Raw genomic sequence first — 25,556 nt, 5'->3', positions numbered from 1 at the left:
CCATGGGTCTCACTCTGGAGCGCCCCGCCAGGGCGCCCCGACCCGCCGTGCCGCGGCGCTCCTCCGGGAGCGGCCGCGGCAGCCGGGCGAGATGGGTCTGGGGCTGGGCGTACAGCGGCATCCTGTCCGTGCTGCTCACCCTCGCGGTCCTGCTCGGCTACCTGGTCACGGGCATCGCGAGCGGAACCGTCGACTGGGCGGCCCTGTTCACCTCGTCCACCTGGAGTCCGGGCGACCTCGCCTTCGGCGGCCTGGCCATGATCTACGGCTCGGCGGTCGTATGCGTCCTGGCGCTGGTGCTCGCCGTCCCGATCGGCTGGGCGGCGGCCGTCGCCTTGTCCGAGTACCTGCCGCCGCGCCTCGCCAGGCCGCTGCGCCTGAGCATCGAACTCCTGGCAGCGGTCCCCTCCATCGTCTACGGCCTGATCGGCATCATGGTGATCCGGCCGTTCGTGGCGGACCTCGGTGACGTGCCGGGCGGCGACAGCCTCCTCGCCGCCGGCATCGTCCTCGCCGTGATGATCATGCCGACGATCGTGGCGGTCAGCGTGGACGCGCTGGCCGCCGTGCCCGACCGGTACCGGGAGGCCGCGTACGCCCTCGGCCTGACCCGCCGTGAGGTCGTCCGTTCCGCCGTACGCCCCCTGGCCCGGTCGGGCATGCGCGCCGGCGTCCTCCTGGGCCTGGCCCGGGCACTGGGTGAGGCCATCGCCGTCTTCATGGTCATCGGCCGCGCCGACGGACGGCTGCCGGAGTCGTGGGGTGACTTCTTCTCCTTCCTCGTGCGCCCGGGCCAGACGCTCACCACCAAGCTGGCCGGCCCCGAGCCGATGCTCGCGGGCACCTCCGGCCCGTACTTCGCGGCCCTGTGCGGTCTCGGCGTCATCCTGCTCGCCCTGGTCGCCGCCGCCACCGTGTGGGGTACCCGCGGCTCCACGGGGCGGGCCGCGCGCGCTCCGCGTGCCCGTCGGTCCTCCGCGTGGCTGCGCGCGCCGAAGGACCGGCTCACCACCGTCGTCCGGCTCGGGGCCCTGCTGCTGCCGGGGGCCCTGCTCGTCGGCATGCTCGGCATCCTGCTGGCCCGCGGCGGCGCGGCCCTGAATCCCGTCTTCTGGTTCTCGCCCTCCGAGGGCGCGGCGGGTGGCGGCATCCGCGACCAGATCGTCGGTACGCTCCTGCTCCTCGCGACCACCGCGGTGATCGCGCTGCCGCTCGGCTACGGCGCGGGCATCGTGATCGGCACGCGTGCCTCCGCGAAGACCGCCCGCGTCCTGGAGACGCTGACCGTGGCGGTCGGCGGGACGCCCACCATCCTGCTCGGCCTCGCGGGGTACGTCCTGTTCTGCACGACCATGGGCTGGGGCCGTTCCTGGCTGGCCGGCGCCGTGGTGCTGGTGCCGGTGGTGGTACCGGTGGTCGCCCTGACCACAGCGGGCCGGATCCGGAGCATGCCGGGGGAGATCACCGAGGCCGCACTGGCGCTGGGCCTCACCGGCTCGCAGTACGTCCGCTCCGTGGTCATTCCGTACACGTGGCCGGCCACGCTCACCGGCCTGCTGCTCGGCCTGGCCCGCGCGGCGGGCGAGACGGCCCCCCTGATCTTCACCGCCACGGTGTTCTTCGGGGCCCCCGCCCTCCCGGCCGGCGTCGTCGACGCGCCGGTCCAGGCCCTGCCCACGCACATCTTCACCCTGTCGCAGGACTCGGGCGCCCCGGAGGCGATCGCCCAGGCGTGGGGCAGCGCCCTCGTCCTGGTCCTGATCACCGCGGGCCTGCTCAGCCTGGCGGTCTTCCTGCGCAACCGCTTCGAAGGAGCACGACGATGGACGACGTGACAACCGGTGCCGCGGCCGTGGCCGCCCTGGTCGACAGGGCCGTCATCGCGGTCCGCGACCTGGAGATCCTCGACGGTACGAAGCGCCTGGTCGGACCGGTGACGTTCGAGCTGGCCCCCGGGTCCACCACCGGCCTGTGCGGGCCGTCGGGCGCCGGCAAGTCCACCGTGCTGCGCGCCCTGGTCGACCTGCTTCCCCACGGCCTCCGCCGTCAGGGCGAGGTGGAGGTCCTCGGGCGTCCCGTCCGCTACGGCAAGGGCGACGCCGGCCTGCGCAGCACGGTCGTCCTCGTACCGCAGACCCCCGTGGTCTTCGGCGGCAGCATCCTGGACAACGCCCTGTTCGGCCTCCGTCACCTCGTGCGGGCGTCCCGGACGGAGCTGCACGACCGCGTCGAGCAGGCGCTGCGCGAGGCGGGCCTGTGGAACGAGGTCTGCGACCGGCTGGACACGCCTGCCCAGACGCTCTCCAACGGCCAGCGTCAACGGCTGTGCCTGTCCCGGGCCCTGGCCCTCGAACCGGCGGCCCTCCTGCTCGACGAGCCGACGAGCGCCCTGGACGAGCGGAGCCGCGACACGGTCGAGGAGTCCGTGGCGGCCCTGCGGGGCAACCGGACGGTCCTGCTCGTCTCCCACGACCCCGCGCAGGTGGAGCGACTCTGCGACCGGACGGTCCGTATCGACCTGCCGAACACCTGCGAGCCGTCCGCGGCGGCGGTCTGAGCGCTCGTCCGCCCCCTCCTCCGGGCCCGTCGTCGCGCTCTCCCCGCGACGGCGGGCCGCGGCGTGACCGGCGTCTCGGCGACTCCACGGCCCGTCCGTGCGACGGTGGATGCGCCGGACGCCCCTTCCGGGGAGTTCCCGGGCACGCTAGCGGCGCACGCGGGGCATGCCCAGGCCGATCCAGGAGATGATCTCGCGCTGGATCTCGTTGTTGCCGCCGCCGAAGGTGAAGATGACGGCGGAGCGGTAGCCGCGTTCGAGCTCGCCGTGCAGGACCGCGCCGGCCGAGCCCTCCTTGAGGGGGCCCGCCGAGCCGACGACCTCCATGAGCCAGGCGTACGCGTCGCGGCGGGCCTCGGAGCCGTAGACCTTGACGGCGGAGGCGTCCTGGGGGGTGAGGGTGCCGTGCTGCACGGCGTGGACCATCTGCCAGTTGAGGAGTTTCATCGCGTCGAGCCGGGTGTGCGTACGCGCCAGGCAGCGGCGCACCCAGCCGAGGTCGATCACCCTGCGGCCGTCGGCGAGCTTGGTGTCGGCGGCCCAGCGCTGGACGTCGTGCAGGGCGCGGATCGCCATGGTGCCGTGGGCCGCGAGGGTGACGCGCTCGTGGTTGAGCTGGTTGGTGATCAGGCGCCAGCCCTCGTTCTCCCCGCCGACGCGCCGGGAGACGGGCACGCGCACGTCGTCGTAGTAGCTCGCCGTGGTGTCGTGCGAGGCGAGGGTGTTGATCAGGGTGCAGGAGTAGCCCGGATCGGAGGTCGGCACCAGCAGCATGGTGATGCCCTTGTGCGGCGGGGCGTCCGGGTCGGTGCGGACGGCGAGCCAGACCCAGTCGGCGGTGTCGCCGTTGGTCGTCCAGATCTTCTGGCCGTTCACCGTGTAGTGACCCGTGGCGTCGTCGCCCTCCCTGACCGCCCGGGTCTTCAGGGCGGCGAGGTCGGTGCCCGCGTCGGGCTCGCTGTAGCCGATGGCGAAGTCGATCTCCCCGGAGAGGATCCGGGGGAGGAAGTAGCCCTTCTGCTCGTCCGTCCCGAACCGCATGATCGTCGGCCCGACGGTGTTGAGGGCCATGAGCGGCAGCGGTACCCCGGCCTGGGCCGCCTCGTCGAAGAAGATGAACTGTTCCATGGCTCCGAGTCCGCGCCCGCCGTACTCGACGGGCCAGCCGACCCCGAGCCACCCGTCGGAGCCGAGTCGGCGCACCGTCTCGCGGTAGAACCGCTTCTGGGCTGCCGGGTCGGCGTAGCGGGCGTGGACGTCGTCCGGGACGAGTTCGGCGAAGTACGCACGCAGCTCCGCGCGCAGGCGGTGCTGGGCGGGCGTGTACGCGAGGTGCATGGGGTCCTCCCGGGGCAGCGTCCTCGGTGCGGTGCGGGGCGGCGCGCGCGACGGCGGACACGGTAGAACGTGTTCCATAAATGGGGAAGCCCCCGGGCCGCGCGAGACCTCGCGGCCCGGGGCCCGAGAAAGCCCGGGGCGGACGCTTTGACGCCTCGGAGTGGCGTGCGGCCGGACGTCGGGGCGGCGGGGGCAGGGGCGAGGTGGGACGTCGGGGCGGCGGGGGCAGGGGCGGGCGTGTGGGGGGGGCACGCCTGCCGGATCGGCTCCGGCCCCGGGCGGAAGGACGTCAGCGCCGGGGCGGCCGAGGGGCACGAGCCCCCGAGGCGTGGTCCACGAGAGCGGGGCCCGAGGAAGGCCCGGGCCCGGCAAGACTCCGGCCGCGGGAGCCGGCCGTCAGGAAGGCGCGCGACTCCCGGGGCGGGCCTGGGGTGCGGTCAGCCGGCCGAGAAGCGGGAGCCGCCGGCCGCCAGGGCGGGCTCCGAGCGGACGGGACCGTCCAGCAGGGGGGCGAGGGTCTCGGCGCGCCGGGCGGGGTCCGTTTCGCCGAGGACCGCGGCGAGCACGGCGATACGGGCCTGGCCGGCCCGGAGGGTGCCGGTGAGGACGGCGCCGGCCTCGACCAGGTCGACCGCTCCGCCCCCGGTGTAGATCTCGGCGACGGGCCCCGCGGGGACCCTCGTGGTCACGGCGACCAGGACTCCCCCGGCGACCGCGTCGGCGACGGCGGCGGCTATCTCGGGGGTGGCGTTGCCCGCGCCGGTGGCCACCAGGACGACGCCCTGCGCACCGGCGGCGACGGCGGCGTTCAGGAGCAGCGGGTCGCCGTCGGAGTGGTGGGTGACGATGTCGACGCGCGGCAGGCCCTCGGGCTCGTCGTCGGGAGCGCAGGCGGCCGGGGGCAGCGGCAGGGGGAGGGACCGGTCGGGCCGGCGCTGGATGTGGACCCGGCTGAACCCGACTTTGCCGAGCGGCTGGTCGGAGGGGTCCGAGAAGGCGTCGACGCCCAGGGTCTGGGTCTTCACCGTGCCGCGCGCCGCGTGGACGCGGCCGTCGAAGGCGATGAGGACACCGAGGTCCCGCACGCTGGCGGCGATCTGGAGGGCGTCGCAGAGGTTGCCGGGCCCGTCCCCGTCGGCCGTACCCAGCGGTCGCTGGGCGCCGGTCAGGACGACCGGCCGCGGGTCGTCGTGGTGGAGGTCCAGCAGGAACGCCGTCTCCTCCAGGGTGTCGGTGCCGTGGGTGATGACGATGCCGTCGACGCCCGGATCGGCCAGCGTCTCGTGGACCGTACGCAGCAGGGTGAGCTGGCGGCGGGTCGTCATACGGGAGCTGTTGACGTTGAACAGGTCGACGACCTCGACCGCGATCCCCTCCGGCAGCGCGGCGGTGGCCAGGACGTCGTCGCCCGGCGCGTCGGCGGCGTACCCCGTGCCTTGCCAGCGGCTGGCGATGGTTCCGCCGGTGCTGATGAGAACGATCCGCCGTGTCCGGTCGTCGCGCGTCATAGGTGTCTGCCTTGGAGGGGGGTGGGGGTGCTGTGGGGGGTCGAACGGACGGACCCCGCGAGCGGTCCGGACGTCGCCGCCGACACGATAGGGCAGTTGCCGCGCAACGCGATTGCGAAGTCGGCTTCGTTCGCGCTCATCCGCGGTGCATGATTGCGTGATGGACCGGATCGATCGAAGTATCTTGCGTGAGCTTCAGGACGACGGGCGTCTCACCAATCTGGAGCTCGCCCAGCGGATCGGCCTGAGCGCCTCGGCCTGCATGCGCCGGGTGCGCCAGCTGGAACAGGACGGGGTGATCCAGGGGTACCGCGCGGTCATCGCCCCCGAGGCGGTGGGACGGAGCTTCGAGGTCCTGGTCTCGATCGAGGTGCGGCGGGACCGCGACACCGTCCAGGCGTTCGAGGAGGCGCTGCAGGACATCCCGGACGTCATCGAGGCGTACCGGCTGTTCGGCAGCCCCGGATGTCTGCTGCGGATCGCCGTGGCCGACCTGGCCGCGTACGAGCAGCTGTGGATCGAGCGGCTGACGTCCCTGGCGGGCGTGACCGAGGTGAACTCCCAGATCATCATGAAGCGGGTCAAGGAGGATCACGGCCTGCCCATCGCCCGGTGAGGCCCGCGCGGGCGCGGCATCCGTCCGGCGCAGGACGGGGTGACCAGGGTGTGCGCGAGCGGCGGCATCCGTGGGAGTCCGCTCCGTGCCGGGCAGCCGGGAACGCCGTCGCGTTCCGTACGTCAGTCCGGGGAACCGGCTGCCGCCCCGCCGGGCGGAGCTGTCTCCTCCCGGCGGGGCGGGGCCGGAACCACGTCTAGGGAAGAAGCTCGTCCAGGGAAGCGCGACCCTTCTCCGCCATGCGGCGTTCCGCCCAGGCCAGGTTCTTCGGACTCATGTCACGGCCGGAGGCGAGGACCAGGTCCTCCGCCGTGAACTCGCCCTCGGACCCGGCATGCAGAAGGCTGTCGGGCGTCGGGCTTTCCCCCCGGGATGTCTTCTCGGACTCAGCGTTCATGCCGCCTCCTCGTTCTTCCGGCACTCGCCATTCTCGCGGCCCGCCCCCCGTCCCGCATCCGGGCACCGGGGGTGGCCGGATCGCCATGGCGGTGACCGGCGACCCGCGCGCCTCGGACGAGGGCGGCCGCTTCCCTCAGCGGCAGGCGCCCGCCCTCCTCGTACCCCCGGGTGAAGGTCCGCCGGTCCAGCACCGCGCGCGGGGCATCCTCGGCCCGATCCCTGACGGACGCCTCCGTGTGCGCCGTGAAGGCCGGAAGCCGGCTCCGGCCGTGTCCTCGAGGGCGTCGTAGGCGCCGAGGAGCCGGGCGCCCACCCGTGGCCGTACGCGTCGGAGGACCGCGTCCTGCCCGCTGCGCGCCGGCGGAGGCAGGCCCCACGGGCTTCCCCTCCCGCCCCGGCGCTCGCCCGGGGACTCCCGGCCGGCGGGACCGCGCCCCCGTGAGTCCGGCGCCCCGCGCCGGCCCGCCCGTCCAGCGCGTCGCGACCCGCGAGGGAGCCGACCCCTGGCGGGGCCCCCGGGCGCCGCTGCCTTCGCCGGAACGGCGGATCCGCGTCCCTCGCCACGGCGGCCGCACCCGCTCCCGGGCCCGCGCTACCCGCACCGCCGCACCGCCTCCCACACCGCGCCTGACCACCGTGGCGACCCCGGTCCCGCCCGAAAGGCCGCGATCGAGCCGTCCGGGCGTCCCCGACCCGGAAAACTTCGGCGGCGCGCCGTGTCGCCGCCATGGCGTCGGCGGGACGCGGGTTCGACAATGGGGGGGATGACCGACGACGACCGGGGCACCCGCCGTGGCGAGATCGGGCCGACCGAGCGGCTCGCCATGAATCGCACCGGCAGCTTCGACTGGGACCTCGACACGGGCACCATCGATGTCGACGAGGCCGGGCTGCTGGTCTTCGGGATGGGAGCGGGCGCCTTCGACGGCCGGCCCGCCACCCTCGTGCAGGCGCTGGCGCCCGAGGACCGGGCCGACCTCGACGCCGTGATCCGCCACGCGATCATCACCGGCCAGACCTCGTACACCGCGCACTTCCGGGTCGACATGGAGGACGGAACACCCCAGTGGACGCATGTGCAGGCGCGGATTCTGCGGAAGCCCGACGGCATGGCCCACCGGATCGTCGGCATCGTGCGGGACACCACCGCGGAGGTCACGCACTCCGACTTCGTCCTCGAGCTCGAACGGCGCCGCGAGGTGCAGACCAGCATCGTCGAGCGGACCACGCACGCCCTGTCGCGGGCGGTGACCGTCGACGACGTGACGGCCGCCCTGACCGGCCCCGGCGGGCTCGCCCGGCTCGGCGCGGACGGTCTGGCGCTCGGTCTCGTGGAGAACGGCTCGCTCAACCTCATCGCGCTCAGCGGGGAGTCCCTGGAGATCCTCGACGACTTCCGTTCGCGCCGGCTCGACCGGGGGCTGCCCCTGGCCGAGGCCGTGCTGAGCGGACGGCCACGGTTCGTGCCGGCGTTCCCCGCCCTCGGACGGGACTTCCCTGAGCTCGCGCCGTACGTGGCCCGGATGCGGTTCCGGGCCGCCTGCTATCTGCCGCTGGTCGCCCAGGCCCGCTCGCTGGGCGGCATGGCGCTGTTCTACCGGGGCCGTACCGCCTTCAGCGCGGACGAGCGCAACCTCGCCCTCGGTCTCGCCGCGATCGTCGCCCAGTCGCTCCAGCGCGCCCTCCTCTTCGACGAGGAGCGGGCCCTCGCCACCGGCCTCCAGGAGACGATGCTGCCCCGCCGCATCCCGGAGATCACGGGCGGCGAGATCGCGGTCCGCTACCACGCGGCGTGGAGCGGCCGGCAGGTCGGCGGCGACTGGTACGACGTCATCCCGCTCCCCCGCGGCCGGGTGGGGATCGTGGTGGGGGACGTCCAGGGCCACGACACCCACGCCGCCGCGATCATGGGCCAGCTCCGGATCGCCCTGCGGGCGTACGCCGGCGAGGGCCACGCCCCCTCGACCGTGCTGGCCCGCGCCTCGCGCTTCCTCGCCGAACTCGACACCAACCGGTTCGCGACCTGCACCTACGCCCAGGTGGACCTCTCCGGCGGCACCGTGCGCGCCGTGCGCGCCGGGCATCTGGACCCGCTGATCCGGCACACGGACGGCCGGGTGGGCCGGCCCAAGCTCCGCGGCGGTCTGCCGCTGGGCCTGGCGACCGTGTTCGGCGAGGAGGAGTTCCCCGAGACCCGGCTCGACCTGGTGCCCGGCGAGACGCTGGTCCTGCACACGGACGGCCTGGTCGAGCAGCCCGGCGCGGACATCGAGGCCGGCCTGGCGGCGCTCGCCGACGCGGTGCGGACCGGCCCGCCGCAGGCGGAGGCGCTCGCCGACCACCTCTCCGAACGGCTGTGGGAGCGGTGGGGCGCGGAGGACGACGTGGCGCTGCTCGTGCTGCGGCGCAGTCCGGATCCGGGCACTCCGCGCGCACCACGCATCCACCAGTACATCCACCAGGCCGATCCGCAGGGGCTCTCGGACGCGCGGGCGGCGGTCGGGCAGGCGCTGCGGGACTGGGACATGGACGACCTGGCCGATGACGCCGAGCTGCTGACCGGGGAGCTGCTGGTGAACGTCCTGCTCCACACCGAGGGCGGTGCGGTGCTCACACTCGAGGTGCTTCCGGAACCGGTGCGTCGGGTGCGTCTGTCGGTCCAGGACCGTTCGAGTGCCTGGCCGCGCAGGCGGACGCCGGGCGAGGCGGCGACCTCGGGGCGCGGACTGCTGCTGCTGGACGCGCTCTCGTCGCGCTGGGGCGTCGAGCCCCGCGGCGAGGGCAAGGCGGTGTGGTGCGAGATCGGCCCGGTGCCGACACCGGCCGGTGCGCCCTCGACCTGACCGAGGGCCGCCGAGGACCGCCGGTCGCCACCGGACCGACGGACGAGTCACGAAGGAGGAGTCGCGCGATGGACCCCGTGGCGGCGCTGGACCGGATCGCCTTTCTGCTGGAGCGCTCGCAGGCGCCCACCTACCGGGTGCGCGCGTTCCGTACGGCGTCGGCGGCCGTCGCGGCGATGGCGGACGGCGAACTGGAGAGCCGCGCGGCCGGCGGGACGCTGGAGTCGGTGAAGGGCATCGGGCCGAAGACCGCGGCGGTGGTCCGGGAGGCCCTGGCCGGGCAGGTGCCCGCCTATCTGGCCCGCCTGGAGGAGGAGATCGACGTCCCGCGGGCCGAGGGCGGTGACACCCTGCGGGCGGCGCTCCGCGGCGACTGCCATCTGCACTCCGACTGGTCCGACGGCGGCAGCACCATCGAGGACATGGGGCGCGCGGCGGCGTCGATCGGCCACGACTGGGCCGTCCTGACCGACCACTCGCCCCGGCTGACGGTGGCGCGCGGTCTCTCACCGGAACGGCTGCGCGAGCAGCTGGACGTGGTCGCCGAGCTGAACGAGCGATGGGCGCCCTTCCGGCTGCTGACCGGGATCGAGTGCGACATCCTCGAGGACGGCTCGCTCGACCAGGAGCCGGAGCTGCTCGACCGGCTCGACGTGGTGGTCGGTTCGGTGCACTCCAAGCTGCGCATGGACGCGCCGGCCATGACCCGCCGGATGGAGAAGGCCGTACGCAACCCGCTGATGGACGTCCTCGGCCACTGCACGGGGCGGCTGGTGAGCGGCGGACGGCCGCGGCCCGAGTCGGAGTTCGACGCGGACCGGGTGTTCGCCGCGTGCGCCGAGTCGGGGACCGCCGTGGAGATCAACAGCCGGCCGGAGCGCCTCGATCCGCCCCGTCGGCTCCTGCGCCGGGCGGTGGAGGCGGGCGTGTACTTCGCCGTGGACACCGACGCCCACGCGCCGGGGCAGCTGGAGTGGCAGATCTACGGGTGCGCGCGGGCGGAGGAGTGCGGGGTGCCGGCCGAGCGGGTGATCAACACCTGGTCGGCGGAGGAGCTGCTGGCGTGGACGCGCGAGAGCTGACGGACCGCGCCGCGACCTCAGGACCGCCGCTGCGCCAGGCGCACCAGGATCTCAGGCGCGCCGCCAGATCGTCGTCGCGTTGCAGAACTCGCGGATGCCGTGGCCGGCCAGTTCGCGACCGTACCCGGAGCGCTTGACTCCGCCGAAGGGCAGCGCCGGGTGGGACGCGGTCATGCCGTTGACGAAGACGCCGCCGGCCTGGAGATCGCGTACGAAGAAGGCGACGTCCTCGTCGTCACGGGTCCAGACGTTCGAACTGAGGCCGAACGGCGAGTCGTTGGCGACGGTGACGGCTTCCTCGATGTCGGTCACCGGGTAGAGCGTGGCGACCGGGCCGAAGGTCTCCTCCTGGTGGATGCGCATCTGGGGCGTGATGCCGGTGAGCACGGTGGGGCGGTAGAACCAGCCGCGCGGCCGGTCCTCGGGCCGCCCTCCGCCGCACAAAACCGTGGCACCCTGCCGCACGGCGTCGTCGACCAGCTCCTCCAGGTCGGCCCGGCCCTGTTCGGTGGCGAGGGGGCCCACATCGGTGGACTCGTCGAGGGGGTCGCCGACGGTCAGGGCGCTCATGGCGGCGGTGAAGCGCTCGGCGAAGTCGTCGTAGACGTCCTGATGGACGATGAAGCGCTTGGCGGCGATGCAGGACTGGCCGTTGTTCTGCACGCGCGCGGTGACGGCCGTCTTGACCGCCCGGGGAAGGTCGGCCGAGGGCATGACGATGTACGGGTCGCTGCCGCCGAGCTCCAGGACGGTCTTCTTGACCTCGTCGCCCGCGATCGCGGCGACCGAGCGGCCGGCCGGCTCGCTGCCGGTCAGGGTGGCCGCCGCGATCCGGCGGTCACGCAGCACGGCCTCGACGGCGCCTGACCCGATGAGGAGCGTCTGGAAGCAGCCCTCGGGGAATCCGGCACGGCGGAAGAGGTCACCGAGGTAGAGCGCGGTCCTGGGGACGTTGGAGGCGTGCTTGAGGAGACCGGTGTTGCCGGCCATCAGTGCGGGCGCGGCGAAGCGGATGACCTGCCACAGCGGGAAGTTCCAGGGCATGACGGCGAGGACAGTGCCGAGGGGCCGGTAGTGGACGCGCGCGGAGTCGGCCCCGGAGTCGCGGACGTCGGCCTCGGCGGGGTGCTCGTCGGCGAGCAGTTCCTCGGCGTGATCGGCGTACCAGCGCATGGCCTTGGCGCATTTGGCGACCTCGGCCCGGGCGGCGGCGACCGGCTTGCCCATCTCGGTGGTCATCGTGCGGGCGACGTCCTCCGCGTCCTCGTCGAGCAGTTCGGCGGCGTGACGCATCAGCCGGGCGCGCTCGGCGAAGGAGGTGGTGCGGTAGTGACGGAAGGTGTCGTGCGCGGCCGCGATGCGCCGCTCGATCTCCTCGCTCCCGTGGGTGTCGTACGTGCGCAGCGTCTCGCCGGTCGCCGGATTCACGGTGGCGATACCCATGTCGTCTCCTCCTGCCGTCTCCCACTCCCACGGAACCCTGCCGCGCCGCGGCCCCCGGCGCAATCGGAAGCGGTACGCGGGGTGACGGGTCCCGTGCCCGTGAGGGAAGAGGCGGGCCGGCCGTACGGGACTTCTCCGGGCGGCGCGACCGGTGTGCCCGGACGGGGCGACCCGCTCCCGTCAGGACCTCGCCGCGGTCACCCAGTCCAGCGCCCCGGCCAGGTGGGCGCGGAAGACGGCGTCCTCGTACGCCTCGGCCGCATGGCCGAGGGCCGTGAAGAGGACGCGGCCGCGGTCGGCCTCGCGGCACCACACCAGGGGATGGTCGGGGCCCTGGGCGCCGCCGGCGTAGGTGGATTCGTCCACCGTCGCCAGCACCCTGACGCCCGCGCCCCGGGGGTTCGACGTGAAGTCGTACCACTCGTCCGTCCAGGCCCAGCGGGTCGGCAGCCCGGCGGTCGCGGGGTGGTCGTGGGTCTGCGCGCACACGACGCCCGGCTGGATATCCGGGTGGCCGGCGAACCGGGTGCCGAGCAGCTCGCCGTAGAAGGGCCAGTCCGGTTCGGCGTTGGCCGCCGCGTGGACCGCGAGGAAGCCGCCACCGCCCCTGACGTACGCCTCGAAGGCCGTCCGGCCCTCGGGGTCCAGGACCGGTCCCGTGGTGGACAGGAAGATCACCGCCGCGCACCGCCCCAGCCGCCCGGGCCGGAACGCCGCCGGATCCTCCGTGGTCTCCACGCCGAAGCCCGCCGCGCCGGCCAGTGCGGCGAGGGTGGCCGCGCCGGCCGGGATGGAGTCGTGGCGGTAGCCCGCCGTACGGGTGTAGATGAGGACGTCCGACGTCGTCACGAGGCAGGCTCCCGGGGGCAAGCGCTTTCCGCTGGCTGGTCGGAGGACCGTAGCCAGGGACCCCGCTCCGCCGCAAGCGCGACCGGACCGCCGCGCCATCGGAGCACCCGACCGCCGGACCGCCCGCGCCTCGGAACGTCCGTGCCTCGGAACGTCCGCGCCGACCGGCCGTCGGCTACATTGTCGTATCGGATACAGCTCTGTATCTTCTGGCGGGCCACGACACCGCTCCCTTCAGGAGGAGCCCACGTGAAGGCCTTGCCGCCCGCCCTGGCAGCCGCCGTAGGACCCGTGCCGGAAGGGGTCACCCTGCCCTTGCCGCCCGTCTTCGACACGGTCGAGGAGGAGCGCCGTCACCGCAAGGAACAACTCGCCGCGGGCTTCCGGCTCTTCGGCCGGTTCGGCTTCTCCGAGGGGGTCGCCGGGCACATCACGGTGCGCGATCCGGAACGCCAGGACGCCTTCTGGGTCAACCCCTTCGGCAGGAGCTTCCACCGGATCAAGGCGTCCGACCTCATCCTCGTCGACCACGAGGGCACCCTGTTCCACGGCGACCGGCCGGTGAACCGGGCCGCGTTCGTCATCCGCTCTCAGGTGCACGCCGCCCGCCCCGACGCGGTCGCGGCGGCGCACGCGCACTCCCTGCACGGCACGGCGTTCTCCAGCCTCGGCATCCCGCTCGACCCGATCACCCAGGACGCCTGCGCGTTCTTCGAGGACCACGGGATCTACGACGACTACCGCGGAGTGGTCAACGAACGCGAGGAGGGTGAGCGGGTCGCCAAGGCGCTCGGCTCGTACAAGGCGGTGATCCTCAAGAACCACGGACTGCTCACGGTCGGGCACTCGGTCGCCGAGGCCGTGTGGTGGTTCGTCACCATGGAGCGCTCCTGCCAGGCCCAGCTGCCGGCGATGGCCGCGGGCACGCCGCGGCCGATCGACCGCGAGACGGCGCTGATCACCCGGGGGCAGGTCGGCACGCCTCTGGCCCGCTGGTTCCAGGCCCGTCCGCTGTGGGATCGGATCACGGCCTCGGACCCCGACCTCGTCGACTGATCAGGCTCCGGAGGCCGCGGGTCCGCCTCTCCGGCCGAGGTCAGCCGTCCCGCCGGCCCGCGGCCCCGGACGGGCGGGTCGACGCCTCCAGGAGCGGGGTCAGGAACTCCCGTTCGAGACTCCCCGGCGGCAGCGCCTCCGGCTCCACGTAGCTCTGCGCGAGTCCGCCCTCGCGCAGGGCGATCAGCAGGCGGGCGAACCGGTCGGCGTCCACGGTCAGTTCGCGCCCCGCACGGCGCAGCACGGTCCGCAGTCCGCGGGCGATCTCCGCCCGCAGCCGCGCGTCGTGGCGTGCCAGGACCCAGGCCGCCTGCGGATCGCGAATGGCGTGCAGCGTGAACTCCGTGGTGACCAGATACCAGTCCCGCTCCTCGGGCTCGACCCGCGAAGCGAGCTCGGCCAGCCGCTCCAGCGTGTACTCCTCGGCCGTGAGCGAGTCGATCGCCTCGGCGAGCCGGCGCACGATCCGGTCGCTGTGTTCGTCGAAGAGGGCGAGGAAGAGCTCTTCCTTGCTCGCGAAGTTCGAGTAGTAGGCGCCACGGGTGTAGCCGGCGCGCTCGCAGATCTGCTCGATCGAGGTGGCGTGGAAGCCGTACTCGGCGAAAGCCGCCAGGGCCGCCTCCAGCAGGGCGGCCCGGGTGCGCGGCCGGCGCTTGGTGACACCCTTCGGCACGGACGGGCCCCTCCTTCGTTCACAGCCGACCCACGGATCGCCCGAGGACCGCCTCGGGACCGGCACGGTCGACCCGGCCACGATACCGGCCGCCGTCCGGGGCCCGGATCGGCCCCGGACGGTAAAATCCAGGCATGGGACAGCGTCACGTCGCGCCCGCCGCAGCCGAGCCGCTCCTGACGGTCGGCGGGAGGACGCGCCCGGCGCGTCCGCACCGGGTCCACCGCCTCGGGCGCGACCACCCGGGCCGCCGGACGGCGGACGAGCCCGGACCCTGCCGGCCCGATCCCCTACCGCCTCCGCGAGCGTCCGAGCCCCTACCTCCCGTACCGCCGTCCCCCGCGCCGCACCCGACGCCGGTCCCGCCTCCCGTACCGGCCCCGGAACCCCCGGCTCCGGCACCGCCCCGGACTCCCCCTCGGCCCTCCACGGTAGGACCTCTTCCGTCGAGGGCTCCGTCGCCGGGGGTCCCCGGGGGGGGGTGAGGGCCGTCGGCCCGGACGGGCCGGTCAGCGGCGGCGAGGACGGGGTCCCGCGTCAGCGCCGGCGAGGACGGGGCGCCGCGTCGGCGTCGGCGAGGACGGGGTCTCGCGTCAGCGCCGGTGAGGACGGGGCGCCGCGTCAGCGGACGACGTCGAAGACGTTCTTCTGCAGGCCGTTGGCGTACGTCTCGTGCTCGACGAGCTTCAGCTTCTGGGCGTCCTTGTCCGTGGCGCTGAACAGTCGCTTGCCCGCGCCGAGCAGCAGCGGGAAGACGAGCAGGTGGTACCGGTCGATCAGGCCGGCGTCGGCCAGGGCCTGGTTCAGGGTCGCGCTGCCGTGCACGATGATCGGGCCGCCCTCGGTCTCCTTCAGGGCGGCGACCTCGTCGAGCGAGCGCAGGATCGTGGTGTCGCCCCAGTTCGCCACCAGGTCGTCCTCGGTGAGGGTGGTGGAGACGACGTACTTCGGCATCACCTTGTACGCGGCGAATTCCGCCATGTCCGGCCACACCGGGCTGAACGCCTGGTAGCTGTTCCGGCCCAGGAGCATCGCGGTGGCCTCCTGCTGCTCCCGGCCCTTGATCTCGTACGCCTCCGGGACGAACTCCACGTCCTTGAAGGTCCATCCGGAGTTCCGGTAGCCGGGCTCGCCGCCCGGGGCCTCCACGACGCCGTCGAGGGAGATGAAGGCGGTGCTGATCAGGGTACGCATCGGGATGTCCTCGGTGTCTCGTGTCCGGTTCTCGGCAAGTGCGGCTCGTACGCGAGGGGATCACACGATTCCTCGCCGCGCACCAGCCATGGTCTGGGACCGCGGAGGGCGCGAAAACTCATCGGTCGTCGCCCGCGCCGTCGCGGTCACCCCGATGACGTTGCGCGGACGCGCCGCCGGGCCCGGGGCGGTCAGGGGCGACATCGCCGGTGCGGCTGACCCGGGAGGCGAGCAGGCCGCCGACGAACCCGGCGGCCAGGCCCCACAGGAGGGCGAGGCCGGCCGTCCTCCAGACGTGCGGGCGCAGCACCACCTCTCCGCCGAGGGAGCCCAGCTCGCCGATGCCGAGGACGGAGAGGCCGAGTCGCGCCTCGACGAGGGTGAGGGGGGCGATGACGAGCATGGTGAGCGCGAAGGCGATCCCGAGGTGCAGGGCGTGCTGCCAGGGGCGGACCCTGGCGGGTGAACGGACGGCGGCGACGAAGGCCGCCACGAGGACGAGCACGGCGGCGACGGGGAGCAGCCACCAGGCGCGGGAGTCCTCGGCGGCCAGCGAGGACAGGTCGACCGTCGAGAGTCCGGAGCCCTCAGGCGTTCGCAGCACCGCGTCGAGGATCTGGGGCATGGGCAGGCCGAAGGGGCCCTCGACCCTGCCCTCCCAGGAGCCTCCGATGCCGACGCCGAGCCCGAGCCAGGCGACGTTGGGGAGGCCGAGCAGGAGGACGGCGAAGGTGTCGGCCGGATGGCCCTTGATACCGGCCACGACAAGGCCGACGCCCAGGCCGATCACGACGTACGCGAGGACCAGCAGGAGCATCGCGAAGGCGGCGGGGCGCACACTCTCCTGATGGCGCAGCAGCCGGGGCGGAAGTGGGGTCCGGCGCGAGACCAGCAGGGCGATGAGGAGGACGCCGAGGATCCACAGCAGCCCGAAGAAGAGCGTGGGACCGGGAACGGCACGGAAGCCGACGGTGGGGTCGACCACGTCGAGGAGGTCGCCGAAGAGGTCGGCCAGCGGGTCCTCCCGCTCCTGGCCTCCGAGGCTGACGTGGAAGTCGTGCCGCGCGACCGCGCACAGCGCCGCGAGCGCGGCGAGCCAGAGGAGGGCGATCCCTCCGGCCCGGACGAGGAGGTCGCCGGTGCCGGTCGTGGTGTGCCGGCGCGGGGGGCGCAGGAAGCAGGCCCCGGTGACGAGCGCGCCCACCAGGGTGACGGTGAGCGGCATGGCGGTCAGGTCGGCGTCGGTGCCGGCGAGAGCGCCGGCGTCGCCCGAGACGTCGATCCGGCCTCCGGCGGCCATGACGACGACGGCGGCGACGAGGGGGACGAAGCCGCCGGGAAGGTCTGCGGCTCCGGCTGCCCAGAGGCCGAGTGCGGCCATGACGGCCATCGCGAGGAACCCGGCCAGGACCGCGGCCAGGGCCTCCGCCCAGGACCGAGCGAGGTGACTGCTCACCCGGCCCACGCTAGTACCGGCGGGGGCGGTCCGCTTGTGGGCGCGCGTTCGACACACGGCGGCCGCGGTGCGGGGGCGGGCGACCGGACGGAGGGCGAGCGGACGGCCGCGGAGGGGGCGACCGGGCGGAGGGGGCGACCGGGCGGAGGGGGTGACCGGGCGGAGGGGAGGCTGCCTGCCGCGCGGGGTGCAGGCGGCCGCGCGGGCGGGTGCAGACGTCCGTGCGGCGCCCGGCGCGGTACTCGGAGTGCGGGCGGGCGCGTGGGGTGCAGGCGGGCACGCGGGGTGCAGGCGGGCGCGCGGGCGGGTGATGGCCCGGCGCCCCGCGCGGCGCTCGGAATGGCGTGCGGCGCGGCGCGGCGCTCGGAGTGGTGCTCGGAGTGGCGTGCGGGTCCGGGAGTCGCCGCCTCCGGGCCGGGGCGGCGCTCCCGGACGAGCGGGGGCGGCGAGTTCGCATACCCGGGGCGGCGGTCGGCGGAGCGGGACGCCGAAATTGGGATGCCGGGGCCGGGAGGGTCTGTGTACCGTCCAACGAGTGGAACCTCTTACCGACCGACAGATCCGTTCGTCCTTCGTGAACTGCACGAAGGGGGAGGCGAGCCGGCTCCGGCTGCCCCTCGACTTCGCCGAACTCCCCTGGGAGGACCTCGACTTCCTCGGGTGGGTCGACCCGGGCGCGCCGCTGCGCGCCCATCTGGTCGTGCCCCGCGAGGACGGCCCGCTCGGCGTCTCCCTGAGAGTGCCGGCGACGAACCGCACCAGCGCGGTCAAGTCCAGCCTGTGCCAGATCTGCCTGACGGGTCACGCCTCCTCGGGGGTCACCCTGCTCGCCGCACCGCTGGCGGGCAGCCGCGGTCGCGAGGGGAACACGGTCGGCACCTACGTCTGTGCCGACCTCGCGTGTCCCCTGTACGTCCGCGGGAAGCGGCAGCCCAAGCTGCGAGGGGGCCGCCAGGAGGAGTCCCTGATGGCGGAGGAGCGGATCGACCGGATGATGACCAATCTGAACGCGTTCCTGGCCAAGGTGACGGCGGGCTGAGCACCTCCCCCCGCGGCCCCGCCTCTCAGCGGAAGGCCGCCTCGCCCGTGAGCGCCTTGCCGATGACCAGCGCGTGCACCTCGCTGGTTCCCTCGTACGTGAGCACCGACTCCAGGTTGTTCGCGTGGCGCATCACGGGGTACTCCAGCGTGATGCCGTTGGCGCCCAGGATCGTGCGGCACTCGCGGGCGATGGCGATGGCCTCCCGCACGTTGTTCAGCTTGCCGACGCTCACCTGCTCGGGGCCGAGCCGCCCCGCGTCCTTGAGCCGGCCGAGGTGCAGCGCGAGCAGCATGCCCTTGCCGAGTTCGAGTGCCATGTCGGCGAGCTTCTGCTGGGTGAGCTGGTAGGACGCGAGGGACCGCTCGAAGACGACGCGGTCCCCCGCGTAGGAGATCGCCGTCTCCAGGCAGTCGCGAGCCGCGCCGAGGGCGCCGAAGACGATGCCGAAGCGGGCCTCGTTCAGGCAGCCGAGCGGACCGGAGAGGCCCCGGGCGCCGGGGAGCACCGCGTCCGCCGGCAGCCGTACGTCCTGGAGGACCAGCTCGCTGGTGACGCTCGCCCGCAGGGACAGCTTCTGCCTGATCTCCGGGGCGCTGAAGCCGGGTGTCCCGGCGGGCACCAGGAAGCCGCGGACGCCGTCGTCGGTCCGGGCCCAGACGACGGCGACGTCCGCGACCGATCCGTTGGTGATCCACATCTTGGTGCCGTTGAGGACCCAGTCACCGCCGTCCCGCCTGGCGTGGGTGCGCATGGCCCCGGGGTCGGAACCGGCGTCCGGCTCGGTGAGCCCGAAACAGCCGATGTACTCCCCCGCCGCCATGCCGGGCAGCCACCGCTGCTTCTGCTCCTCGGAGCCGTACTTCCAGATGGCGTACATCGCCAGGGAGCCCTGGACCGAGACCAGGCTGCGCAGTCCCGAGTCGACGGCCTCCAGCTCCAGGCACGCCAGGCCGTACGCGACGGCGCTGGTGCCCGCGCAGCCGTACCCCTCCAGATGCATGCCGAGCACCCCTGCGCCGCCGAGTGCGCGGGCCAGTTCCCGCGCCGGGATCGCCCCCTGCTCGAACCAGCCGGCGACGTGCGGGCGCAGCTCGCGGTCGGCCATGGCCCGGACCGTCGCGCGGATCTCGCGCTCCTCGTCGGTCAGCAGACCGTCGATGGCGAGGAGATCGAAGGGATGGACGGGTGACGACTTCGACGCGGCGGGCGACTTCACGGACGGCCTCCAGGCGGCTGCGGCAACACGGCGGGGCGAAGCCTAGCCGCAGATCGGATTTTGGATCCAGTATTGAATATCCCTTGTCCGATGCGTACGTTCGCGGTGGATCCGATCGCCGGCTGAGGAGAACGGGATGCGCGCTGATCGACCGGCAACGCCGGGGCACTCCCAGGAGCACGGGCAGCCGCGCCCCGGAGCCGATGAGCACGGTGAGACCACCCGTGGGGCCAGGGCGGGACTTTCCGGACACGGCACAGGGGCGCCCGCGACGCAGGGCGGACACGGCGCGGAGCCCCCCGCGGCGCTGGGCGGACACGGCGCGGAGGCGCGTACCGGAGCGTCCGCCCTCGGCGGCATCGTCGTGGCCGATTTCGGCCGGGTGCTCGCCGGCCCGTACATGACGATGCTCCTGGCCGACCTCGGGGCCGACGTCATCAAGATCGAGCGGCCTGGCTCGGGTGACGACACCCGCGCGTGGGGGCCGCCCTTCGCCGACGGGGAGGCCACGTACTTCCTCGGAGTGAACCGGAACAAGCGCTCCATCGCCCTGGATCTGACGGACCCCACGGATCTGGGGACGGCCCGGGCGATCGTCGACCGCGCCGACGTCCTGGTCGAGAACTTCCGCCCCGGCACGATGGAGAAGCTGGGCCTGGGCCACGAGGAGGTACGGGCCTCCAACCCCGGCCTGGTCTACTGCTCGGTGACCGGCTTCGGCTCCGCCGAGGGCGCCCATCTGCCCGGCTACGACCTGCTCGTGCAGGCCATGGGCGGGCTGATGAGCGTCACGGGCGAGCCCGGCGGTCCAGGCACCAAGGCGGGCGTCGCGCTCGTCGACGTCGTCACCGGCCTCCACGCGGGCCTGGGCATCCTCGCGGCGCTGCGGCACCGGGAGCGGACGGGCGAGGGACAGCGGGTGGAGGTCTCGCTGCTCGGCTCGCTCCTCTCCGCCCTGACCAACCAGTCGGCGGCCTATCTCGGCGCCGGCGTCGTGCCCCGGCCCCTGGGCAACCGTCACCCGAGCATCGCCCCGTACGAGGTCTTCGAGGCGAGCGACCGGCCGCTGGTGCTCGCCGTGGGCAACGACCGTCAGTTCCGGTCGCTCTGCGAGCGGCTGGGCACACCCGGCCTCGCCGACGATCCCCGGTTCGCCGACAACACCGCCCGGGTCGCCCACCGCGAGGAGCTGGTCGCGGCGCTCTCGGGTCCGCTCGGCGCGCGGACGGCAGGCGACTGGTTCGAGGAGCTGACGGCCGCCGGGGTGCCGTGCGGTCCGATCAACGATCTGGCGGACGCCTTCGCGCTCGCCGACCGCCTCGGCGTGGCCGCACGCGTCCCCGCCGCCCTCGCCGGACCCGGCCAGGTGGCCCACCCGATCGCCCTCGACGCCACCCCGCCGGTCTACCACCGCGCTCCCCCGCGACTGGGCGAGCACACCGCGGCCGTCCTCACGGAGCTGGGGCTGCCCCCTCGCACTTCATAGGAAGATGTACGGCACCGGCAGCGCGGATCCGCCGGTAAGCGAGCGAAGGAAGGTCACTGGCGATGAGCAGCGCGGTACAGAGGCGGCGGCCGCCGACCGCCCAGCAGTTCGTCCTGGAGGAACTGCGGCGCGCCATCACCAGCGGCGAGCTGAAGCCGGGCGGCCAGATCCGCCAGGACGCGCTAGCGGCGCGGCTGGACGTCAGCCGGGTGCCGCTGCGCGAGGCCCTGAAGACCCTGGAGGCCGAGGGCCTCGTGGTGCACCACGTCCACCGGGGCTACTTCGTCGCCGAACTCTCGCTGGACGACCTGGAGGAGATCTACCGCATCCGGGGGCTACTGGAGACGGAAGCCGTCCGTCTCGCGGTGTCCCGGGGCCCGGACGGTCTGACCGCCGCGCTCGAGCAGATCCAGGGCGAGGTGGAGCGGGCCGCCGACGCCGGGGACGTGACGGCGATGGCCGCCGCGAACCGCCGGTTCCACTTCACGCTCGTCGAGGCCTCCGGAATGCCTCGGCTGGTCCGACTGATCGCCACCCTGTGGGACTCCACGGACGCGTACCGCTCGCTCTACTACACGGAGGTCGCCAACCGGGAGCGCGCCGTGCGGGAGCACCGGGCGGTCATCTCGGCGGTGCGCCACGGCGACACCGACGCCGCCCTGCGCTGGCTGCACGACCACCGGGCCCACGCGGTGGCAGCGCTGCGCGAGGTCCTCGACCTGGACGCGTAGCCGAGCTGACCCACGGCACCCGCCCGGGACGGGGCCCCGGACCGACCCGCGGGTCCGCGCCGTGGGCGAAACCTGGACCGACCCGCAGGGCACCCGACCGGGACGGGGCCGTCCGCGCCCGTGGGCGAAACCTGGACCGACCCGCAAGGCACCCGCCCGGGACGGGGCCCCGGACCGACCCGCGGGTCCGCGCCCGTGGGCGATAATCCGCGTGCGGCGCGCGACCTCGGCTCCCTACCCTCGACGCCATGGATCACGGAGAGCTGGTGAACGTCGTCGACGTCGAGGCGACCTGCTGGGAGGGCAAGCGGCCTCCCGGGGCGGTGAGCGAGATCATCGAGATCGGTCTCACCGTGGTCGATCTGGAGGCGGGTGAGCGGATCGGACGGCACCGGATCCTGGTCAGGCCCGCCCGGTCGACGGTGAGCCCGTTCTGCACCGGGCTGACCGGACTCACCCAGGCGGAGGTGGACGCGGGCCTGGACTTCGCCGCCGCCTGCCGGCTGCTGGCCGCCGAGCACGCCGCCGGGTCCCGGCCGTGGGCGAGTTGGGGCGACTACGACCGCAAGCAGTTCGCGCACCAGTGCCGGGTGACCGGCACGGAGTACCCCTTCGGGCACCGGCACGTCAACGCCAAGGCCGTCTTCACCGAGGCGAACACGCTGTCCCGGCGGCCGGGCATGGCCCAGGCGCTGGAGATCGCCGGACTCCCCTTGGAGGGACGGCACCACAGCGGCGAGGACGACGCCTGGAACATCGCCGCGCTCGTCCTCCGGTTGCACGGACGCGGCGCCTGGCCCGCGCGCACGCCCTGATCCCCGGAACGCCGCCGACCCGTCACAACCATTGACAGGCTCACCTCACTCTCACCATTCTGAGAGCGCTCTCAAGGCGCGTTCGTCCGCTCGGACGCGCCTGCCCCCACCCTTCCCCCCACCCCGAGGAGCCCCACGTGCCCTCCCGCCATCGCCGCAGGCTCACCCTGCTCGCTCCCCTCGCCGTCGCCGCGCTGATCGGCACCGCCGTCACCGTGGCCGGTCCTTCCCCCACCGTCCAGGCGGCCGCCGTCCCGGCCACGATCCCGCTCACGTTCACCAACAACTCCGGCCGAGCCGAGCCGGTCTACGTCTACAACCTCGGTACGGAGCTCTCCACCGGACGCCAGGGCTGGGCCGACGCGAGCGGCACCTTCCACCCCTGGCCGGCCGGGGGCTCCGTCCCCGTGCCCGCGCCGGACGCCGCCATCGCCGGACCGGCGAACGGCGGGTCCATGACGATCCGTCTGCCGAAGTTCTCGGGCCGGATCTACTTCAGTTACGGACAGAAGCTCGTCTTCAAGGTCGCGACGGGCGGTCTGGTGCAGCCCGCCGTCCAGAACCCGAGCGACCCGAATAGGAACATCCTGTTCAACTGGTCGGAGTACACGCTCAACGACTCCGGGCTGTGGCTCAACAGCACGCAGGTCGACATGGTCTCCGCGCCGTACGCCGTCGGCGTCAAGCGCCCCAGCGGGGCCGTCGCGACCACCGGCCGGCTCAAGCCGGGCGGCTACCGCGGCTTCTTCGACTCGCTCCGCGGTCAGCCCGGCGGCTGGGCGAACCTCATCCACACGCGCGCCGACGGCACCGTCCTGCGCGCGCTCGCCCCCGGCCACGGCATCGAGGCGGGGGCGCTGCCGGCCGGCGTCATGAACGACTACATCAACCGCGTCTGGACCAAGTACGCCACCTCCACGCTGACGGTGACGCCCTTCACCAACCAGCCCTCGGTCAAGTACTACGGCCGGGTCTCGGGCAACGTCATGAACTTCACCAACGGGTCCGGCGCGCTCGTCACGTCCTTCCAGAAGCCGGACTCCGACAGCGTCTTCGGCTGCTACAAGCTGCTCGACGCCCCCAACGACATGGTCCGCGGCCCCATCTCCCGTACGCTCTGCGCCGGTTACAACCGCTCCACCCTCCTCACCAACCCCAACCAGCCGGACGCCTCCTCGGCCGACTTCTACAAGGACGCGGTGACCAACCATTACTCCCGCAAGATCCACGCCCAGATGGCGGACGGCAAGGCCTACGGCTTCGCCTTCGACGACGTCGGCGCGCACGAGTCCCTGGTGCACGACGGCAACCCGCAGCAGGCGTACGTGACCCTCGACCCGTTCAACTAGGGCCTCCTGTCGCACAGGCCCCGGCCCGGGGGCCGGTGGTGGGTCGACCACCGCCGGACCCCCGGGCCCGCCACCGCCTCCGCCCCGCGCGCCGTGCCGCGCCTCTCCGTCCGGCGCGTACTCCCTCCCTCACCGGCCCCTCGGGGCGCGACCTCTCAAGCGGACCCCGGGCGTCCACGATCCCGGGCCCGCGTGAGGGATCATGGCTGAAGAAGCGGAGAAGGGACGGGACCGACCATGAGGCACCGCAGTGTCGCCGATCTGATGACGCCGACCGCGGTGGCGGTGCAGCCCGGGACGCCGTTCAAGGAGATCGCGCGGCTCCTCGACGAGTACGGCATCACGGCGGTGCCCGTCGTCGACGAGGCGAACCGGCCCATCGGTGTCGTGTCGGAGGCGGACCTGCTGCGCCGGCACACCACGAAGGACGGTCCCAGCACCGCCGAGGCCATGATGACCAGCCCTGTCGTGGTGGCACGGCCCTCGTGGACGGCGGTCGAGGCGGCCCGGGTGATGGAACGGCACCGGGTCAAACGACTGCCGGTGGTGGACTCGGGCGGGCAGCTCATCGGCGTGCTCAGCCGCAGCGACCTGCTGCAGCTCTTCCTCCGGCGCGACCGGGCGATCCAGGAGGAGATCCTGGAGGACGTGGTCACCCGCATCCTCCGCCTCTCGCCCGCCGCCCTCCACATCGACGTCGCGGAGGGCCGCGTGACCCTGACCGGCACCCTGCCGAACAAGAGCATCGCCCCGGTGTTCGTGCGGCTCTGCGAGGACGTGGACGGAGTCGTGGAGGTGGTCGACCGCCTCTCGTACGAGGACGAGGACGAGGACCGGGCGGCGGGGGCGACGGCCGAAGCGTGACCGCCGGGGCTGCGGCGGGGTCAGGGCGGGTCCCGCCCTGACCCCGCCCCCGGCCGCAGGGAATCCGCCTCAGCGACGCGGACGACTCCCACAAGGACGCGGACGACCCCTACGAGCGCGTGGACACGACTGGTCGAGCCGCCCCGTCCTGATGCTCCTCATGGGACGCACACCGTCCGGCGGGTGGACGCGCCGAGGCCGACAGGCAGGCGCCCCGGCCGCCCCGTCGCCGCAGCCGGCGACCGCGCCCGCCGCCCCGTCGGGCCATCGGAGCGGCGCACCGGTCCGGCCGGTCGCGACGGCCGGGCACCAGCGCGTGGCGCCCGCACCCCTCCCCGCCGCCCCTCGACCGGGCGGCAGGCCGCCTTTCAGGAGACCGCTTCGGGCCAGCCGTAGCCGGGGCCGGTGTGCTGGGGGACCGTGCCCGCGCCCGCCGCCTCCATGTCGCGGTTGGCCTCCCGCATCAGCTGTCCTGCCAGATCCTTCATCGCCCGGCTCGCCGCCAGCTCGTCGCCGATCGCCGGTACGTCCACGTCGGCCGGGTTGCACCGCGCGCTGCCCCGGCCCGTGAGGTGCGACGTGCCCGTGTCCAGGTGCGCCTCGGCCTTCGTCCTGCCGGCCTCCTCGACCAGTTCCAGGCCGACCTTCCACTCGAGGTGCCGTGTCATGGTCTGCCTCCTCGCCATGCGGGGCAGCGCGGGACGGCCCGCGCGCCCCTTCCTCCTCCCAGGATCCATCGCCGCGCGCGCGGGCGCGCGGCGACGGCCGCCCGGCGATCGCCCACGGCGCCCGGTGCGGGTGTGCGCCACGCCCGGCGCTCCCGCCCGGCCGTCCCGCCGCCCCAGGTGGCGTCGCCGACGGGTTACCGAGTGACCCGCCGTCACCTTGTTACCGTGTGGAGCCTCCACGACTGATGGCACGTCAGCTTCCGCGTTGACGGCGTGATCCCGCACGTCTCCTCACGAAAGGCCCCTCCATGACGCCAGGGCGTGTTTCGAAAGTGGCGCCGTCCGCCCGAAGGGCGGGCCCCGCGGCGTCC

General features: G+C 73.7%; 22 protein-coding genes. 12 read left to right on the top strand and 10 right to left on the bottom strand.

The genetic code is table 11. The features are described 5' to 3' along the window. Positions 1-2: 2 nt before the first annotated feature. On the top strand, positions 3-1,835 hold the full coding sequence (pstC, locus tag AB0K65_RS18610) for a phosphate ABC transporter permease subunit PstC (RefSeq protein ID WP_365717752.1): 1,833 nt from the start codon (positions 3-5) through the stop codon (positions 1,833-1,835). After that, complete coding sequence (locus AB0K65_RS18605; protein ID WP_365717750.1) at positions 1,823-2,557, top strand: ATP-binding cassette domain-containing protein; 735 nt, start codon at positions 1,823-1,825, stop codon at positions 2,555-2,557. The genes pstC and AB0K65_RS18605 overlap by 13 nt, the downstream gene beginning before the upstream one ends. 147 nt (positions 2,558-2,704) lie before the next feature. Here the strand turns inward: AB0K65_RS18605 and AB0K65_RS18600 are convergent, their stop codons facing one another. Together AB0K65_RS18600 and AB0K65_RS18595 are read right to left on the bottom strand one after the other, a co-directional pair. Continuing rightward, on the bottom strand, positions 2,705-3,895 hold the full coding sequence (locus AB0K65_RS18600; RefSeq protein WP_365717748.1) for an acyl-CoA dehydrogenase family protein: 1,191 nt from the start codon (positions 3,893-3,895) through the stop codon (positions 2,705-2,707). 437 nt (positions 3,896-4,332) lie between these two features. Further along, on the bottom strand, positions 4,333-5,403 hold the full coding sequence (locus AB0K65_RS18595) for an asparaginase (protein ID WP_365717746.1): 1,071 nt from the start codon (positions 5,401-5,403) through the stop codon (positions 4,333-4,335). 160 nt (positions 5,404-5,563) lie between these two features. Between AB0K65_RS18595 and AB0K65_RS18590 the strand changes: the two genes are divergently transcribed. Next, positions 5,564-6,019: an Lrp/AsnC family transcriptional regulator gene (locus AB0K65_RS18590; protein WP_365717744.1), complete on the top strand. Its 456-nt coding sequence runs from the start codon at positions 5,564-5,566 to the stop codon at positions 6,017-6,019. Between the two features lie 196 nt (positions 6,020-6,215). On the opposite strand, the gene AB0K65_RS18585 is transcribed toward AB0K65_RS18590, so the two are convergent. Then, entirely contained in the window at positions 6,216-6,416 is a 201-nt protein-coding gene (locus AB0K65_RS18585) for a hypothetical protein (protein ID WP_365717742.1), read from the bottom strand. Between the two features lie 766 nt (positions 6,417-7,182). Between AB0K65_RS18585 and AB0K65_RS18580 the strand changes: the two genes are divergently transcribed. Beyond that, positions 7,183-9,261 (top strand): SpoIIE family protein phosphatase, encoded by a 2,079-nt coding sequence (locus AB0K65_RS18580; protein WP_365717740.1) that lies wholly within the window; start codon positions 7,183-7,185, stop codon positions 9,259-9,261. 68 nt (positions 9,262-9,329) lie between these two features. Continuing rightward, positions 9,330-10,343 carry a PHP domain-containing protein gene (locus AB0K65_RS18575; protein WP_365717738.1) on the top strand — a complete coding sequence of 338 codons (1,014 nt, stop codon included), beginning with the start codon at positions 9,330-9,332 and terminating at the stop codon, positions 10,341-10,343. A 51-nt stretch (positions 10,344-10,394) separates the two neighbouring features. Here the strand turns inward: AB0K65_RS18575 and AB0K65_RS18570 are convergent, their stop codons facing one another. Both AB0K65_RS18570 and AB0K65_RS18565 read right to left on the bottom strand, forming a co-directional pair. Then, positions 10,395-11,786 carry an NADP-dependent succinic semialdehyde dehydrogenase gene (locus tag AB0K65_RS18570; protein WP_365717736.1) on the bottom strand — a complete coding sequence of 464 codons (1,392 nt, stop codon included), beginning with the start codon at positions 11,784-11,786 and terminating at the stop codon, positions 10,395-10,397. Positions 11,787-11,966: 180 nt separating this feature from the next. After that, positions 11,967-12,635 carry a ThuA domain-containing protein gene (locus tag AB0K65_RS18565; protein WP_365717734.1) on the bottom strand — a complete coding sequence of 223 codons (669 nt, stop codon included), beginning with the start codon at positions 12,633-12,635 and terminating at the stop codon, positions 11,967-11,969. A gap of 249 nt (positions 12,636-12,884) precedes the next feature. On the opposite strand from AB0K65_RS18565, the gene AB0K65_RS18560 reads away from it, so the two are divergent. After that, positions 12,885-13,691, top strand: coding sequence for a class II aldolase/adducin family protein (locus AB0K65_RS18560; RefSeq protein WP_365717732.1), 807 nt, complete (start codon positions 12,885-12,887; stop codon positions 13,689-13,691). Between the two features lie 40 nt (positions 13,692-13,731). Here the strand turns inward: AB0K65_RS18560 and AB0K65_RS18555 are convergent, their stop codons facing one another. From AB0K65_RS18555 to AB0K65_RS18545, 3 genes are all read right to left on the bottom strand, one after another. Next, on the bottom strand, positions 13,732-14,364 hold the full coding sequence (locus AB0K65_RS18555; RefSeq protein ID WP_365717730.1) for a TetR/AcrR family transcriptional regulator: 633 nt from the start codon (positions 14,362-14,364) through the stop codon (positions 13,732-13,734). Positions 14,365-14,985: 621 nt separating this feature from the next. After that, a complete protein-coding gene (locus AB0K65_RS18550) occupies positions 14,986-15,558 on the bottom strand; it encodes a dihydrofolate reductase family protein (RefSeq protein WP_365717728.1) in 573 nt (190 codons plus the stop codon). A 118-nt stretch (positions 15,559-15,676) separates the two neighbouring features. Continuing rightward, the gene (locus AB0K65_RS18545; protein ID WP_365717726.1) at positions 15,677-17,014 is read right to left on the bottom strand and encodes a streptophobe family protein; all 1,338 of its coding nucleotides are present in this window, start codon (positions 17,012-17,014) and stop codon (positions 15,677-15,679) included. 535 nt (positions 17,015-17,549) lie between these two features. Here AB0K65_RS18545 and AB0K65_RS18540 point away from each other — a divergent pair. Continuing rightward, a complete protein-coding gene (locus AB0K65_RS18540; protein ID WP_365717724.1) occupies positions 17,550-18,053 on the top strand; it encodes an FBP domain-containing protein in 504 nt (167 codons plus the stop codon). A gap of 25 nt (positions 18,054-18,078) precedes the next feature. On the opposite strand, the gene AB0K65_RS18535 is transcribed toward AB0K65_RS18540, so the two are convergent. Beyond that, positions 18,079-19,272 (bottom strand): acyl-CoA dehydrogenase family protein, encoded by a 1,194-nt coding sequence (locus tag AB0K65_RS18535; RefSeq protein ID WP_365717722.1) that lies wholly within the window; start codon positions 19,270-19,272, stop codon positions 18,079-18,081. 136 nt (positions 19,273-19,408) lie between these two features. On the opposite strand from AB0K65_RS18535, the gene AB0K65_RS18530 reads away from it, so the two are divergent. The 5 genes from AB0K65_RS18530 (at position 19,409) to AB0K65_RS18510 (ending at position 24,517) form a co-directional block, all read left to right on the top strand. Continuing rightward, positions 19,409-20,758 carry a CoA transferase gene (locus AB0K65_RS18530; protein WP_365717720.1) on the top strand — a complete coding sequence of 450 codons (1,350 nt, stop codon included), beginning with the start codon at positions 19,409-19,411 and terminating at the stop codon, positions 20,756-20,758. Between the two features lie 62 nt (positions 20,759-20,820). Further along, positions 20,821-21,489 (top strand): GntR family transcriptional regulator, encoded by a 669-nt coding sequence (locus AB0K65_RS18525; RefSeq protein WP_365717718.1) that lies wholly within the window; start codon positions 20,821-20,823, stop codon positions 21,487-21,489. A gap of 248 nt (positions 21,490-21,737) precedes the next feature. Beyond that, positions 21,738-22,304 (top strand): 3'-5' exonuclease, encoded by a 567-nt coding sequence (locus AB0K65_RS18520; RefSeq protein ID WP_365717716.1) that lies wholly within the window; start codon positions 21,738-21,740, stop codon positions 22,302-22,304. Positions 22,305-22,441: 137 nt separating this feature from the next. After that, positions 22,442-23,653 carry a glycoside hydrolase family 64 protein gene (locus AB0K65_RS18515; protein ID WP_365717714.1) on the top strand — a complete coding sequence of 404 codons (1,212 nt, stop codon included), beginning with the start codon at positions 22,442-22,444 and terminating at the stop codon, positions 23,651-23,653. A 237-nt stretch (positions 23,654-23,890) separates the two neighbouring features. Continuing rightward, a complete protein-coding gene (locus AB0K65_RS18510; protein WP_365717712.1) occupies positions 23,891-24,517 on the top strand; it encodes a CBS domain-containing protein in 627 nt (208 codons plus the stop codon). Positions 24,518-24,885: 368 nt separating this feature from the next. On the opposite strand, the gene AB0K65_RS18505 is transcribed toward AB0K65_RS18510, so the two are convergent. Beyond that, positions 24,886-25,185, bottom strand: coding sequence for a DUF1876 domain-containing protein (locus AB0K65_RS18505; RefSeq protein ID WP_365717710.1), 300 nt, complete (start codon positions 25,183-25,185; stop codon positions 24,886-24,888). Positions 25,186-25,556: the final 371 nt, after the last annotated feature.

The organism is Streptomyces sp. NPDC053755, assembly GCF_040677675.1.
Classification (GTDB): Bacteria; Actinomycetota; Actinomycetes; order Streptomycetales; family Streptomycetaceae; genus Streptomyces.
Note: the sequence above shows the minus strand (reverse complement) of the source record. Positions and strands in the feature narration are given on the sequence as shown.

What these genes read in the sequence shown, in the direction of transcription:
- pstC (WP_365717752.1), top strand. Translation starts at nt 3, where the DNA reads ATGGGTCTCACTCTGGAGCGCCCCGCCAGGGCGCCCCGACCCGCCGTG.
- AB0K65_RS18605 (WP_365717750.1), top strand. Translation starts at nt 1,823, where the DNA reads ATGGACGACGTGACAACCGGTGCCGCGGCCGTGGCCGCCCTGGTCGAC.
- AB0K65_RS18600 (WP_365717748.1), bottom strand. Translation starts at nt 3,895, where the DNA reads ATGCACCTCGCGTACACGCCCGCCCAGCACCGCCTGCGCGCGGAGCTG.
- AB0K65_RS18595 (WP_365717746.1), bottom strand. Translation starts at nt 5,403, where the DNA reads ATGACGCGCGACGACCGGACACGGCGGATCGTTCTCATCAGCACCGGC.
- AB0K65_RS18590 (WP_365717744.1), top strand. Translation starts at nt 5,564, where the DNA reads ATGGACCGGATCGATCGAAGTATCTTGCGTGAGCTTCAGGACGACGGG.
- AB0K65_RS18585 (WP_365717742.1), bottom strand. Translation starts at nt 6,416, where the DNA reads ATGAACGCTGAGTCCGAGAAGACATCCCGGGGGGAAAGCCCGACGCCC.
- AB0K65_RS18580 (WP_365717740.1), top strand. Translation starts at nt 7,183, where the DNA reads ATGACCGACGACGACCGGGGCACCCGCCGTGGCGAGATCGGGCCGACC.
- AB0K65_RS18575 (WP_365717738.1), top strand. Translation starts at nt 9,330, where the DNA reads ATGGACCCCGTGGCGGCGCTGGACCGGATCGCCTTTCTGCTGGAGCGC.
- AB0K65_RS18570 (WP_365717736.1), bottom strand. Translation starts at nt 11,786, where the DNA reads ATGGGTATCGCCACCGTGAATCCGGCGACCGGCGAGACGCTGCGCACG.
- AB0K65_RS18550 (WP_365717728.1), bottom strand. Translation starts at nt 15,558, where the DNA reads ATGCGTACCCTGATCAGCACCGCCTTCATCTCCCTCGACGGCGTCGTG.
- AB0K65_RS18530 (WP_365717720.1), top strand. Translation starts at nt 19,409, where the DNA reads ATGCGCGCTGATCGACCGGCAACGCCGGGGCACTCCCAGGAGCACGGG.
- AB0K65_RS18525 (WP_365717718.1), top strand. Translation starts at nt 20,821, where the DNA reads ATGAGCAGCGCGGTACAGAGGCGGCGGCCGCCGACCGCCCAGCAGTTC.
- AB0K65_RS18520 (WP_365717716.1), top strand. Translation starts at nt 21,738, where the DNA reads ATGGATCACGGAGAGCTGGTGAACGTCGTCGACGTCGAGGCGACCTGC.
- AB0K65_RS18510 (WP_365717712.1), top strand. Translation starts at nt 23,891, where the DNA reads ATGAGGCACCGCAGTGTCGCCGATCTGATGACGCCGACCGCGGTGGCG.
- AB0K65_RS18505 (WP_365717710.1), bottom strand. Translation starts at nt 25,185, where the DNA reads ATGACACGGCACCTCGAGTGGAAGGTCGGCCTGGAACTGGTCGAGGAG.